At 58.0% G+C, this 13,238-nt stretch carries 12 protein-coding genes; 9 read left to right on the top strand and 3 right to left on the bottom strand.

Translation table 11 applies throughout. The features are described 5' to 3' along the window. The first annotated feature begins 131 nt into the window (after positions 1 to 131). A complete protein-coding gene (locus AC2FH9_RS14675; protein ID WP_496872025.1) occupies positions 132 to 629 on the top strand; it encodes a thermonuclease family protein in 498 nt (165 codons plus the stop codon). A gap of 141 nt (positions 630 to 770) precedes the next feature. Here the strand turns inward: AC2FH9_RS14675 and AC2FH9_RS14670 are convergent, their stop codons facing one another. Beyond that, on the bottom strand, positions 771 to 1,400 hold the full coding sequence (locus tag AC2FH9_RS14670) for a ribonuclease T2 family protein (protein WP_496872053.1): 630 nt from the start codon (positions 1,398 to 1,400) through the stop codon (positions 771 to 773). A gap of 130 nt (positions 1,401 to 1,530) precedes the next feature. Here AC2FH9_RS14670 and AC2FH9_RS14665 point away from each other — a divergent pair, with 130 nt between their 5' ends. Together AC2FH9_RS14665 and AC2FH9_RS14660 are read left to right on the top strand one after the other, a co-directional pair. Next, positions 1,531 to 2,289, top strand: a complete 759-nt coding sequence (locus AC2FH9_RS14665; RefSeq protein ID WP_142636995.1) for a DUF1013 domain-containing protein — start codon at positions 1,531 to 1,533, stop codon at positions 2,287 to 2,289. A gap of 51 nt (positions 2,290 to 2,340) precedes the next feature. Further along, positions 2,341 to 2,730 (top strand): hypothetical protein, encoded by a 390-nt coding sequence (locus AC2FH9_RS14660; protein WP_142636997.1) that lies wholly within the window; start codon positions 2,341 to 2,343, stop codon positions 2,728 to 2,730. Between the two features lie 42 nt (positions 2,731 to 2,772). On the opposite strand, the gene AC2FH9_RS14655 is transcribed toward AC2FH9_RS14660, so the two are convergent. Both AC2FH9_RS14655 and AC2FH9_RS14650 read right to left on the bottom strand, forming a co-directional pair. Then, positions 2,773 to 3,804, bottom strand: coding sequence for a permease (locus AC2FH9_RS14655; RefSeq protein WP_496697656.1), 1,032 nt, complete (start codon positions 3,802 to 3,804; stop codon positions 2,773 to 2,775). Then, positions 3,797 to 4,105 (bottom strand): ArsR/SmtB family transcription factor, encoded by a 309-nt coding sequence (locus tag AC2FH9_RS14650; protein WP_142637001.1) that lies wholly within the window; start codon positions 4,103 to 4,105, stop codon positions 3,797 to 3,799. Before AC2FH9_RS14650 ends, AC2FH9_RS14655 begins: the two co-directional genes overlap by 8 nt. A 135-nt stretch (positions 4,106 to 4,240) precedes the next feature. Here AC2FH9_RS14650 and pdxR point away from each other — a divergent pair, with 135 nt between their 5' ends. The 6 genes from pdxR to AC2FH9_RS14620 all read left to right on the top strand — a co-directional run bounded on the left by pdxR (position 4,241) and on the right by AC2FH9_RS14620 (position 13,144). Then, positions 4,241 to 5,701, top strand: a complete 1,461-nt coding sequence (gene pdxR / locus AC2FH9_RS14645) for a MocR-like pyridoxine biosynthesis transcription factor PdxR (RefSeq protein WP_496697654.1) — start codon at positions 4,241 to 4,243, stop codon at positions 5,699 to 5,701. 126 nt (positions 5,702 to 5,827) lie between these two features. Beyond that, on the top strand, positions 5,828 to 7,606 hold the full coding sequence (gene xsc, locus AC2FH9_RS14640; RefSeq protein WP_142637005.1) for a sulfoacetaldehyde acetyltransferase: 1,779 nt from the start codon (positions 5,828 to 5,830) through the stop codon (positions 7,604 to 7,606). 5 nt (positions 7,607 to 7,611) lie between these two features. Then, positions 7,612 to 8,625 (top strand): phosphate acetyltransferase, encoded by a 1,014-nt coding sequence (gene pta, locus AC2FH9_RS14635; RefSeq protein WP_496692488.1) that lies wholly within the window; start codon positions 7,612 to 7,614, stop codon positions 8,623 to 8,625. 87 nt (positions 8,626 to 8,712) lie between these two features. After that, complete coding sequence (locus AC2FH9_RS14630; RefSeq protein WP_496703350.1) at positions 8,713 to 11,526, top strand: molybdopterin oxidoreductase family protein; 2,814 nt, start codon at positions 8,713 to 8,715, stop codon at positions 11,524 to 11,526. After that, a complete protein-coding gene (locus AC2FH9_RS14625; RefSeq protein ID WP_271949727.1) occupies positions 11,523 to 12,272 on the top strand; it encodes a 4Fe-4S dicluster domain-containing protein in 750 nt (249 codons plus the stop codon). The genes AC2FH9_RS14630 and AC2FH9_RS14625 overlap by 4 nt, the downstream gene beginning before the upstream one ends. Continuing rightward, positions 12,272 to 13,144 carry a dimethyl sulfoxide reductase anchor subunit family protein gene (locus AC2FH9_RS14620; protein ID WP_496709398.1) on the top strand — a complete coding sequence of 291 codons (873 nt, stop codon included), beginning with the start codon at positions 12,272 to 12,274 and terminating at the stop codon, positions 13,142 to 13,144. The genes AC2FH9_RS14625 and AC2FH9_RS14620 overlap by 1 nt, the downstream gene beginning before the upstream one ends. Positions 13,145 to 13,238: the final 94 nt, after the last annotated feature.

Raw genomic sequence — 13,238 nt, 5'->3', positions numbered from 1 at the left:
CAAGTTTACACAAATACTGTATCCAGCCTAACATTCTACGCATCGATTAAGCAGATTTAGAATGCGTTTTTCATATGTTGAGATATATATTGAAGGCCCTGTTCGGATCATCGCGCAAACGATCTAGGGTGGTGCCCTTCCAACCAACTAAACGACCTGCGATCACCGGAGCACGACCGGTTCCGTCAAAGCAGCCGCCCTCGGCTTATCCAACCACACGGACTCTCAAAGGCAAGTGCCACGTAATCGACGGCGACACGATCGTGATAAGCGGCACCAAGATCAGGGTTGCCGGAATCGATGCGCCCGAGCTTGAGCATCCCTGGGGCAAGAAATCCAAGTTTGCGCTGATCAAGATGTGCAAAGGCATGGTGATCACAGCCGAAATCAAAGAAGAGGTTTCCTACGATCGGATCGTCGCCAAGTGCACGCTTCCAGATGGTACTGATGTCGCCGCAGAATTGGTTAAACTTGGACTGGCTCTGGACTGGCCCAAGTTTTCCGGCGGTGAATACGCGCATTTAGAGCCGGGCGATGCGCGAAAGAAACTCTGGCGGGCAGCCGCACGCCAAAAGGGAAACATGCGCGCGTTCCATTCCGAAGTAAAACCGAAACGCAATTCCGACTAGCTTTATGGTATCGCAGTGGCCCTGAGGACTTTGGAATAGCAAGGTAGGCCTTAGCCTCGGCACGATCTGGCTATTGAACAGGATGCGGTGGCAACAACGTAGAAGTTGCGATTACCCACCATCTCGCCTTTACCGCAAACCCTAACGAATCGGATCAAAAAGCGCGTCTTTGGCCGCGCAGTCCTTGATCACATCCCGGCCACACGGCACCGGATCAAGTTCGCGCGACAGGCACAGGCGCACCTCTTCGATATAGCCTTGTTTGCAGGTGACGGTGATCATGTCGCGCTCCAGGCCCGGATTGGCCTTCAGAAACGCCTCTTCCACGACCGATGCGGGCAGCTTCACAGATGTGTCCAACTGGCGGAACACCTTTGGGCGCTCCACCGACCTATAGGCCTGCCGCGACAAGGTGTAATAGTCCGAAGCGCTGAGGCCCGAGCAGGTGCCGTGCTTCTTCCACTGATGCCAGGCAAGACCGGAACTGCCCTGAATATCTTCCATTTCACGGGTCATGGTCCGCGTCGGCGGGGCCTCGGCCGTGCGGCAATAAGATGGCCAGCCCTGATGGAATTGCGGCCAAAGCCCGTGTAGAATCCAGCCGTGATCATGCCGTACATCGCATTGATCGGACCCACGCGCGTCGCCTTCGCGCGCGCACCAGTTCGGCGACCAGCTAAGTGCCAGGACATAGTAGTCGAACGCGCCCGGTTTTTCACCCTCGGCAAGCGCCGTCATTGCACTGAAAACCCATAGAACCAGCCAGCGCATTCGCCTCTTCCCTTCTTGCCCTGCCGCGACTATATACAGCCCAAGTTCCCCGACAACGGAAACCTGCCCCAAGATCACGGGGCCGCCGAATTCCGGCGACGGGAAAGATGTATGCATAGGAGACGGGCTGATGGCAAAACCGCTTATGGCCAAGGCAACAGCCGTATGGCTAGTAGACAACACAACGATCAGCTTCAAGCAGATCGCGGATTTCGTAGGAATGCACGAGTTGGAAGTGCAGGGCATCGCCGATGGCGACGTGGCCGCTGGCGTCAAAGGGTTCGACCCGATCGCCAACAACCAGCTTACGCAGGAAGAGATTGACGTGGCGCAGGGCAACCCGTTGCACAAGCTGAAGCTCAAGTTCAACCCCGCTGCCAGTGGCGAGGAAAAACGTCGTGGCCCGCGCTATACCCCGCTGTCCAAGCGTCAGGACCGTCCGAACTCGATCCTGTGGCTGGTCAAGTTCCACCCCGAACTCAGCGACGGTCAGATTGCCAAGCTGGTCGGCACCACCAAGCCGACCATCCAGTCGATCCGCGAGCGGACGCACTGGAACATCTCGAACATGCAACCGATTGACCCCGTCGCTCTGGGCTTGTGTAAACAGTCCGAGCTGGACGCAATCGTGCAGAAAGCCGCCGCCAAGAAAGCCGCTGAAGGTGGCGTCATGAGCGATGATGAGCGCCGCAAGCTGGTTTCGACCGAGCAGTCACTGGAAATGGACGCAGCGCCCAAAATTCCAACGGCGATCGAGGGTCTCGAGACCTTCTCGTTGTCTGATGACTCCCCCGAGGAGAAAGAAGAGCCGATCATCGACGCCGACAGTTTCTTCAACTTGCCCAAAGGCGAGGCCGAGGATGAAGACGAAAGCGATCCGCGTTTCTGATACGCAGACAGCCCCGGTCAAACTGGCCGGGGCTTTTTTGACGAGACTCTGATGCTGAACATACTGTCTGCCATTTTTGGCCCACACCGCGCCGTGACAATCTATGCCTTCCTAAGAACCTGGGGCCTGCTCGTGTTCGGTGTCGTAGGCGTTATCGCGGTTGCCGCAGCCCTGCTGTTGCTGAACGACGACGGCACGCATGAACACGAAGCCTTCATGACCGTCCCGGTTCTGTCCGCCACCGCTATCAACGGCGACCTCAAGAACGGGGTGATTGCCTCGGTACGTTTACCCGACGGGTCCGCGACGTCGATCACTTCGACCGAGGCCCCGATTTCCCAGACCGTCGGCCAAAGCGCCTGTGTCGAAAAGCGGGTCTATGTGGAAAGTGGCGAACCAAGGTATCGCTTCAAACTTCCGCGTTATTGCGAAGCAAGCTGACAAAGCAAAACCGCCCGGTGTCCACACCGGGCGGTTTTTCCTTCAGATCATCTGAAAGATGATCCCTGCGATCACTGCGCCGATTATTCCCAGACCCAGATAGGTCGCAAACACTTTCGGCCTGACCAGCGACCATACCGCAGCCATGGCCGGGATCGAGCTGACCGCACCCGCGATCATAAAGGACATTGCTGCCCCGGCGCTCATCCCCTGCTCCATCAGACCTGCCAATAGCGGCGGCGCGACGTATGAGTTCAGATAGGCCGGCATCCCAACAAGTGCTGCGATGATTATGGGCAACACGCCGTCTCCTCCGACCGCGCGTGCGATCAGATCAGCGGGTACATAATTGATCAGCAACGCCTCGAGAACATAGGCAAGCGCCAGCCATTTCAACAAGAACAGGCCGTTTCGAAAGAACTCGCTACGAAATCTATTCCGGCGCGCAGGGTCATGCCAGAATTTCCAGACCGGTTTGTCCTCTTGCTTAGGTCCACAACTGCCGCATCCAGTTGGTTGGTAGTTCCGCAAAGGTTGGGTCAACACACCGCTGCGCGTCATGGTGCGCACGACGAATCCGCCAAACAGGCCAAGTGCCACTGCGGCTACGGCTTTTCCGATAGCAAAGGGCCATCCCAATGCGCCAGCCGTAATCAATAGCGTCGGCGGGTCGATCAGCGGAGAGCTGAGCCAGAACGCCATAACCGCAGACAGTGGCGCCCCAAGCGCCAGTAAACCAGCAATGAACGGGATGACCTCGCAGGAACAGAATGGGGCCAACCCGCCAAACAGGGCAGCCAAAAGGATCATCCGCGTCTCGCGGCCTTCAAAGGCTCGGGCCACCATGACTTCGGCACCGGTGGCCTTGAGGTATGACAACAGCAGCACAGCAAACAGAATATATTGGCCGGTATGGGCCAGTGCCTTACCGGCAAATGTTATCACCTCCGTTAGATTGCCTGGGTCGAGTATCGCCACCGCGATCAGAATGGCGACAATCACCGCCCATGGGGTTTTGATCAGGTCGAAGACGGTTTTGAACGGGGCCCGAGGGCTCTGAGTAAGGTCAGCCATCGTTTGCCGCCTTTCCAGTTTCGTCCGCACAACATTCCGACAGAATGAACTGCGCGAGGTTTCTGAGATGGTCATACCGGGCACGGTTGATCGTGGTGCGCCCGATCTTTTCCTGTTCGACAACATCACCGGCCGCAAGAAACCGGAGGTGATGGGCCAGCGTCGACGGGGCAATGCCGGTTCTCTCCTGGATTTCACCTACGGTGAGCCCGGCCTCTCCGGCGCGAACGAGTGTCTTGAGGACTTTCAGTCGCGCCTCTGACCCCATCGCCGAGAATCCTGCTGCAGCGGTTTCCCACATATCCACAACTCCAATAAACTAGATTTCTAGTTATATAGATATATCGAAAGCTGCCGTCAACAATTTCTGGTCAGAATTCGTGAAAAGATCGTGAGTCCAGATTGCTCAATCAATAAGGCCACTCTATAAGGTCTTATGGGGATTTCAGTAGATACCTTCTTTCTAGAGCTGAATGGGCAAGGCACCTTGCAGGCCCAGATTCAGCAGATGATTGCAGAAGGCATCCTGTCAGGCCGGTTCCATGTCGGAGAAAAACTGCCCTCGTCGCGTAAACTGGCCACGCATCTGGGTGTCAGCCGGATCACCGTGACATTGGCTTATACCGAGCTGTTGGCCAATGACTACCTGACCGCCCGGGGCCGATCTGGGTACTATGTGTCGGAAAATGCGCCAGTACCGCCTAAATACACGCCCATCCAACGGGGCACTGAGACCGTGGATTGGGACAAGGCGCTGGCCCGCCGGTTTGTAGATTCAGATGTGTTGCCCAAGCCCTGGAATTGGCGGGACTATACCTATCCTTTTATCTATGGTCAGGCGGACCGAACCCTGTTCGATCATGCCAACTGGCGGCTATGTGCAGTGCGGGCATTGGGGCACAAGGATTTCGAATCGCTGACCCGCGACTATGTCGATCAGGACGATCCGTTGCTGATCGAGTTCATCGCCCGCCACACTCTGCCCCGCCGTGGAATCTCGGCCCGCCCCGAAGAAATATTGATCACACTGGGGGCGCAGAACGCACTTTGGCTGGCGTCGCGCATTCTGCTGACTCACAATCACACCGCCGTCATCGAAGACCCCTGTTACTATGCGCTGCGCAGCCTGTTGAACCATTGGGACTGCGCGGTCGTACCCATTGGCGTGGACAAGGATGGCCTGCCACCCGAGGCGCTGCCCGATAAAACGGATGTCATTTTCACCACACCCAGCCATCAGAGTCCGACAACCGCAACCATGCCGATCACCCGTCGCCGCCAACTTTTGGATCGTGCCCGGGATCTGGACGCAATGGTGGTCGAGGATGACTATGAATTCGAAATGGCGTTTCTGGGGGCGCCCTCACCCGCGCTGAAGTCCATGGACCGGGATGGACGTGTCATCTATGTGGGCAGCTTCTCAAAATCGCTGTTCCCTGGATTGCGCCTTGGTTACATGGTTGGATCCGAGCCATTTATCCGCGAGGCGCGCGCGCTGCGCTCTTTGGTGCTGCGCCACCCGCCGGGCCACATTCAGCGCACTGCAGCGTATTTTCTGTCTCTGGGTCATTACGATGCTCAGATCAGGCGCATGTCCAAAGAGCTGTCCAAGCGGCGGGATGCAATGGACAAGGCTATCGACGAATACGGGCTGTCGGTGGCGGGGCGCGGTGTGATGGGCGGATCTTCGATGTGGATGTCCGCTCCCGAACATGTCGACATGTCCCAGCTGGCGCGCAGCCTGCAAAACCAAAGCGTTCACATCGAGCCTGGTGCACCGTTTTTCGCAGGGCCGGATAGGCCACAGAACTTCTACCGGCTCGGATACTCATCCATCGCGCCCGACCGCATCGCTCCGGGCGTGAAGCTGATCGCGGATGCCATCCAAACGCAGTAGCCCGCGTCTGGACCTAATCCGCATTTCGTTTTGGACCTAACGCCATTCCGTCCCTTGGGCCACAACCGTACCCAAAGGCTGGGCTGATCGTCCGGCTTCATCCACAAATCCGCGGAGACAAATCAGATGAAAATGACCACCGAAGAGGCCTTTGTTAAAGTTCTGCAGATGCACGGGATCGAGCATGCGTTTGGGATCATCGGTTCGGCGATGATGCCGATCTCGGATATTTTTGGAAAAGCTGGCATTACGTTCTGGGATTGCGCACATGAAGGCTCGGGCGGGATGATGGCTGACGGGTACACACGCGCCACCGGCAAAATGTCGATGATGATCGCGCAGAACGGACCCGGGATCACCAACTTTGTTACTGCCGTCAAAACCGCCTACTGGAACCACACCCCGCTGCTGCTGGTAACCCCGCAGGCCGCAAACAAGACCATGGGTCAGGGCGGTTTCCAGGAGATGGAACAGATGCGCATGTTTGCAGACTGCGTCTGCTACCAGGAAGAAGTACGCGACCCTTCGCGGATGGCCGAAGTTCTGAGTCGCGTTATCACCAAAGCCAAGCGCGCCTCGGCACCGGCACAGATCAATGTTCCACGTGATTTCTTCACTCAGGTTGTGGATATCGAGCTGCCTGCCGTAGTTGAATTTGAACTGCCTTCTGGCGGCGCATCAGCCGTTACCGAAGCCGCCGCGCTGCTGTCGGATGCCAAGAACCCTGTCATCCTGAACGGAGCGGGCACGGTTCTGTCTGCGGGCGGCATCGAAGCCTCGAAAGCACTGGCCGAGCGTCTGGACGCCCCGGTTTGTGTTGGCTACCAGCACAATGACGCCTTCCCGGGCTCGCACCCGCTGTTTGCTGGCCCGTTGGGTTACAATGGCTCGAAAGCCGGTATGGAGCTGATAAAAGAAGCAGACGTGGTTCTGTGTCTCGGCACTCGCCTGAACCCGTTCTCGACTCTTCCTGGCTATGGTATGGAATACTGGCCGGCGAATGCAAAGATCATTCAGGTTGACATTAACCCCGACCGCATTGGCCTGACCAAGAAGGTATCTGTCGGTATTGTTGGCGACGCAGCCACCGTTGCAACCAATATCCTGGCACAGCTGTCAGACACCGCAGGTGACGAAGGACGCGATGCACGCAAAGCGAAAATCGCGGAAACCAAGTCACGCTGGGCGCAGGAATTGACTTCGATGGACCACGAGCAGGACGATCCGGGCACAACCTGGAACGAACGCGCCCGTGCAGCCAAGCCCGACTGGATGAGCCCGCGCATGGCGTGGCGCGCCATTCAGGCAGCCCTGCCGAAAGAGGCGATCATCTCGTCCGACATCGGCAATAACTGTGCCATCGGCAACGCCTACCCATCCTTTGAAGCGGGCCGCAAATATCTGGCCCCCGGGCTGTTCGGCCCCTGTGGATACGGATTGCCATCTGTCATGGGTGCCAAGATCGGTTGCCCGGATGTGCCTGTCGTTGGATTCTCGGGTGACGGCGCCTTTGGTATTGCTGTAACCGAACTGACCGCAATCGGCCGCGATGAATGGCCCGCAGTCACCCAGATCGTTTTCCGCAACTATCAGTGGGGTGCTGAAAAGCGCAACTCGACCCTGTGGTTCGACGACAACTTTGTCGGAACCGAACTGGACACCAAAGTGTCCTATGCCGGTATCGCTCAGGCCTGTGGCCTGAAAGGTGTCGTGGCCCGCACACAGGATGAGCTGACTGCAGCCCTGAATCAGGCCATTGAGGATCAGAAGAATGGGATCACCACGCTGATCGAAGCCATGATCAACCAGGAACTGGGCGAGCCGTTCCGTCGGGACGCAATGAAGAAACCGGTCGCGGTGGCAGGCATCAGCAATGACGACATGGAACCGCAGGCCGGGGTATAATCCGCGTGAAACCGCTGCGCGCCATTCTTGGGACGGCCAGCGCGTCGGACAAGATCATCGCCCTGTCAGAGGGCGATGATCCCCGCGTCGTGGAAGGTGCGGTCAGGGCCGTAAAAGAGGACATTGCACGGATCATCCTGATCGGCGACGGGGCCAAAATTTCGGCCCTTCTGGATGCGCATGAAGGATTTGATCCCACTCGGATAGACATTCTTGACCCGGCGCATTCCTCAATCACCACGGAACTGGCTGAAGCGCTGTTTAATCGCCGCAAGCACAAGGGCATGACCCTTGAAGAGGCAGGGCAACAGATCACCAACCGGCTGACCTTTGCCGCCATGCTGGTGCATCAGGGTATCGCTGACGGCACCGTGGGCGGAGCGGTTGAAACCACCTCTGACACAGTTCGCGCGGCGTTGCAGATCATCGGAACAGCGCCGGGTACAACAATGGTATCCAGTTTTTTTCTCATGCTGTTCTGTCAGGATCATCACGAGGTCAAAGGCGCGCGCATCTTTGCCGATTGTGGCCTGGTGGTGGATCCAAACGCCGAAGAAATGGCGGAAATTGCCCGCGCATCAGCCGCATCCTATTCAGCTTTGACTGGAAACACGGCGCGTGTGGCGATGCTGTCTTTTTCCACCTCGGGAAGCGCCGAACATCCAAAAGTATCCAAGGTCGTCGAGGCAACCCGGATCGCACGCGAAAAAGATCCGAACCTTCTGATCGACGGAGAGCTGCAGTTCGATGCCGCCTTTGTCCCCGAGGTTGCGGCGCAAAAGGCGACGGATTCGCCACTGAAGGGCGAAGCGAATGTCTTTGTCTTCCCCAGCCTGAATGCGGGCAATCTGGGCTATAAGATCGCACAGCGCATCGGAGGGGTTGAGGCAATCGGGCCAGTCCTACAAGGCCTGGCCAAGCCGGCAAATGATCTATCGCGCGGCTGTACGGCAGAGGACATCCTTCACATGATCGCCGTGACTGCTGTTCAAGCGCAACATGGCGAAAACGGAATATAAGTCTCGACAAGTCCGTGAAAAACAAATTTTATTCCGGTTCCCGGCAATGCTCGGGGGAATACCAGTCTGCAAACTACAGGGGCGCCTATGAACCAGCCAGTGATTGACACCTCGCCCAAAGTCTCGGACGAGATCCGGCAGACCACCTGTTACATGTGCGCCTGTCGCTGTGGCATCAACGTTCACATGAAAGACGGCAAGGTCGCCTATATCGAGGGCAACCGAGACCACCCGGTGAACAAAGGCGTTCTGTGCGCCAAGGGCAGCGCAGGCATTATGCAGGTCAACGCGCCGTCGCGCCTACGCAAACCGCTGCGCCGTGTCGGCCCGCGCGGATCGGGCGAGTTCCGCGAGATCGAGTGGGACGAAGCGATCAGCACAGCCGTCGGCTGGATGAATGAGCTGCACGAGACAGCGCCGCAAAAGCTGGCCTTCTTTACCGGTCGCGACCAAAGCCAAAGCTTCACCAGCTTCTGGGCTCAGAATTTCGGCACCCCAAACTATGCGGCCCATGGCGGCTTCTGTTCCGTCAACATGGCCGCAGGCGGCATCTACACCATGGGCGGCGCGTTTTGGGAGTTTGGCCAGCCCGACTGGGACCACACCAAGCTATTCATGCTGTTCGGCGTAGCCGAAGACCACGACAGCAACCCGATCAAGATGGGCATCGGCAAGATCAAGGCACGCGGCGCACGGGTGATCGGTGTGAACCCGATTCGATCAGGCTATAACGCCGTCGCCGATGACTGGGTCGGGATTACGCCCGGCACCGACGGGCTGTTCATCCTGTCGCTGATCCATGTGCTGATGAAGGCCGGCAAGATCGACCTGGATTACCTCAGCCGTTATACCAACGCGCCTGTTCTGGTGAACGCATCCGAAGGCCCCGACAAAGGTCTGTTCTTGCGCGATAGTGACGGCAAACCGCTGGTGATCGACCGGGCCACAGGCGAACTCACTGCGTTCGACAAGCCGGGCGTACGCCCGGACTTGTCGGCTACTTACGAAAAGGACGGCGTCACCCATCGCCCGGTTTTCCACCTGATGGCCGAGAAATACCTAAGCGACGAGCACGCCCCTGAGGCCGTGGCTGACCGCTGTGGCATCCCGGCCAGTCGCATTCGCGCCATCGCGGCGGAAATCGCCCGCGTCGCCTTTGACGAGGCGATCGAGCTGGATCAGGAATGGACCGATTTCCGCGGCGAAACCCATGCTAAGATGATCGGTCGCCCGGTCAGCTTCCACGCCATGCGTGGCATCTCGGCCCATGCCAACGGGTTCCAGACCTGCCGCGCGCTGCACGTGCTGCAGATCATCCTCGGCACCGTCGAAGTTCCAGGCGGTTTCCGCTTCAAACCGCCCTATCCCAAACCAGTCGAGGCACACCCAACCCCGCATGGCGACCGCCGCCCCGGCAGACCGCTGGAAGGCCCCCATCTAGGCTTCCCCCGCGGGCCCGAAGACCTGTTGCTGGACGACTGCGGCACTCCCCAACGGATCGACAAAGCATTCACATGGGAAAACCCGATGTCAGCCCATGGGCTGATGCATATGGTAATCTCAAACGCCGCCGCCGGTGATCCCTACAAGATCGACACGCTGTTCATGTATATGGCGAATATGTCGTGGAACTCCTCCATGAACACCAAAGGTGTGATGGAGATGCTGACCGCCAAGACCGAAGACGGCAAATATGTCATCCCAAACATCATCTATTCCGATGCCTATTCCTCGGAAATGGTGGCCTATGCCGACTTGATCCTGCCCGACACCACCTATCTTGAACGGCACGACTGCATCTCGCTGCTCGACCGCCCGATCTGCGAGGCAGACGCCGCCGCCGACGCAATCCGCTGGCCGGTGATCGAGCCCGACCGCGACGTGCGGGGCTTTCAGTCGGTGCTGGTGGAACTGGCCAACCGCATGAGCTTGCCAGGCTTTACCAACGAAGATGGTACGCCGAAGTGGAAAGACTACGCTGACTATATCGTTAACCATCAGCGAAAGCCCGGTATTGGCCCACTGGCCGGGTTTCGAGGCGAAAATGGCGACAAGGAAGGTCGTGGCGAGGTCAACCCCGACCAGCTGAATCGCTACATCGAAAATGGCGGCTTCTACGTCGCGCATATCCCCGAAGGGGCGGATTACTACAAACCCTGGAACGCTGCCTATCAGGATTGGGCCGTGGGCATGGGAATCTACGACAGCCCGCAACCCTATCTGTTCCAGCTCTACTCAGAACCGATGCGCAAATTCCAACTGGCCGCCGAGGGTCATGGCGACCGCCAGCCCCCGGAAAATCTGCGTCAACGCCTCAAAGACACCATGGACCCGCTGCCGATCTGGTACGAAACCGACCAACAGGGCAACGAAGGCTTCACCATCAACGCCCTGACCCAGCGCCCGATGGCGATGTACCACTCATGGGGCACCCAAAACGCCTGGCTGCGCCAGCTACACGGGCGCAACCCGCTATACGTCCCAACCAAACTGATGCGCGAACACGGGCTGCAGGACGGCGACTGGGCCAAAGTCACCTCTCCGCACGGGGAGATCACCGTGCCGGTCATGGAGATGGCCGCGTTGAACGAAAACACTGTCTGGACCTGGAACGCCATCGGCAAACGCAAAGGCGCATGGGCCCTGCAAGAAGACGCGCCCGAGGCCACCAAAGGCTTTTTGCTGAACCACCTGATCCACGAACTGCTGCCGTCAAAAGGCGATGGAATGCGTTGGGCCAATTCTGATCCGATTACAGGTCAGGCTGCTTGGTTCGACCTGAAGGTCAGGATCGAAAAGGCGGCGCCACCTTCGGATGCAGAAAGCCAGCCCGAATTCAAACCGATCAAATCACCGGTCGGCACCGGACCAAAAGATCTGGCGTGGAAGGTAGGAAAATGACCCAGCTCCCCCAATCCACAGACAAGAAAATGGGTCTGGTCATCGACCTGGACACCTGTGTCGGCTGCCATGCCTGCGTGATTTCCTGCAAAGGTTGGAACACTGAAAACTACGGCGCGCCCCTGTCGGATCAGGACGCTTATGGCGGCAACCCGTCCGGCACCTTCCTGAACCGGGTACATTCCTACGAGGTCCAACCCGAACAGGGTCACGCCCAGCTGATCCACTTCCCCAAATCCTGCCTCCATTGCGAGGACGCGCCCTGCGTCACCGTCTGCCCCACTGGGGCCAGCTATAAGCGGGTCGAGGACGGTATCGTATTGGTCAATGAAAGCGACTGTATCGGCTGCGGGCTTTGCGCCTGGTCCTGCCCTTACGGCGCGCGTGAGATGGATATGGCCGAGGGCGTGATGAAGAAATGCACCCTCTGCGTGGATCGCATCTATAACGAGAACATACCCGAAGTGGACCGCGTGCCATCCTGTGTGCGGACCTGCCCCGCCGGAGCCCGCCATTTCGGTGATCTGGGCGACGCAGATAGCGATGTCAGCAAATTGGTCGCCGAACGTGGTGGCATGGATCTGATGCCTGAAATGGGCACCAAGCCCGTCAACAAATACCTGCCACCTCGCCCTAAAGATCAGATCGAGGACCAGATCGACATTCTCGCGCCCCTTCTGGCCCCGGTAGCCGAAGAGCCCAAGGGCTTTCTGGGTTGGCTCGACAAGACACTGGAGAAGCTCTGATGCATCCGGCCCCATCCGTCATTATCTTCACTACCTTGTCCGGTCTGGGCTTTGGGCTGCTGTTTTTTCTGGGCCTTGGGATGCCGGATGTCACCGGGTGGGTGGCCTTCGTATTCTATGCCATGGCCTTTGGCCTGTCGGTGGGTGGGCTGATGGCCTCGACCTTTCACCTGGGCCATCCTGAACGTGCGTGGAAAGCATTCACCCAATGGCGGTCAAGCTGGCTCAGCCGTGAGGGTTGGTGCGCAGTGATCGCCTTGATTCTTATGGGCTTCTACGCGCTGGGCGCTGTCATCTTTGGTCAGCGTTGGGGTGTTCTGGGCGTCCTTGGCGCGTTGTTTTCGCTGGCAACAGTTTTCACCACCTCAATGATCTACACCCAGCTCAAGACAATCCCACGTTGGAACATGAAACTGACACCAATCATGTTTCTGAGCTTCAGCCTTGCCGGTGGCTCGCTTCTGGCCGGTCAGGTCAGCCTTGCCGTCCCTCTGTTGGTGATCGCTGCCGTTGCGCAGACATTATACTGGTGGCAAGGGGATAAGGCATTTGCGAACTCAGGAACAAACCTTGGCACCGCTACGGGTTTGGGGCAGCGCGGGGCAGTGCGTGCGTTTGAGCCTCCACATACAGGTACAAACTATCTTCTGCGCGAATTTGTCCACGTGGTTGGCAGGAAACATGCGGACAAATTGCGGGTCATCTCGTTTGTGCTGGCCTTCCTATTGCCGGTCATCCTGCTGATCCTGCCGTTCAACCACTTCTTCGCTCTTCTGGCTGCGCTGTCGCATGTGGCCGGCGTTGCAGTTTCGCGTTGGCTGTTCTTTGCGCAGGCCGAGCATGTCGTGGGTCTGTATTACGGCAAACGGTAAAGAAGGGGGCCAGCCCCCTTCTTGGCCCAGACAGGCCAATTCATCCCCCGAGGTATTTTTGGCCAGATGAAGATCGGATCAGGCCAAGAACACC

It is taken from the genome of Ruegeria sp. CDSC081, assembly GCF_059610485.1.
Note: the sequence above shows the minus strand (reverse complement) of the source record. Positions and strands in the feature narration are given on the sequence as shown.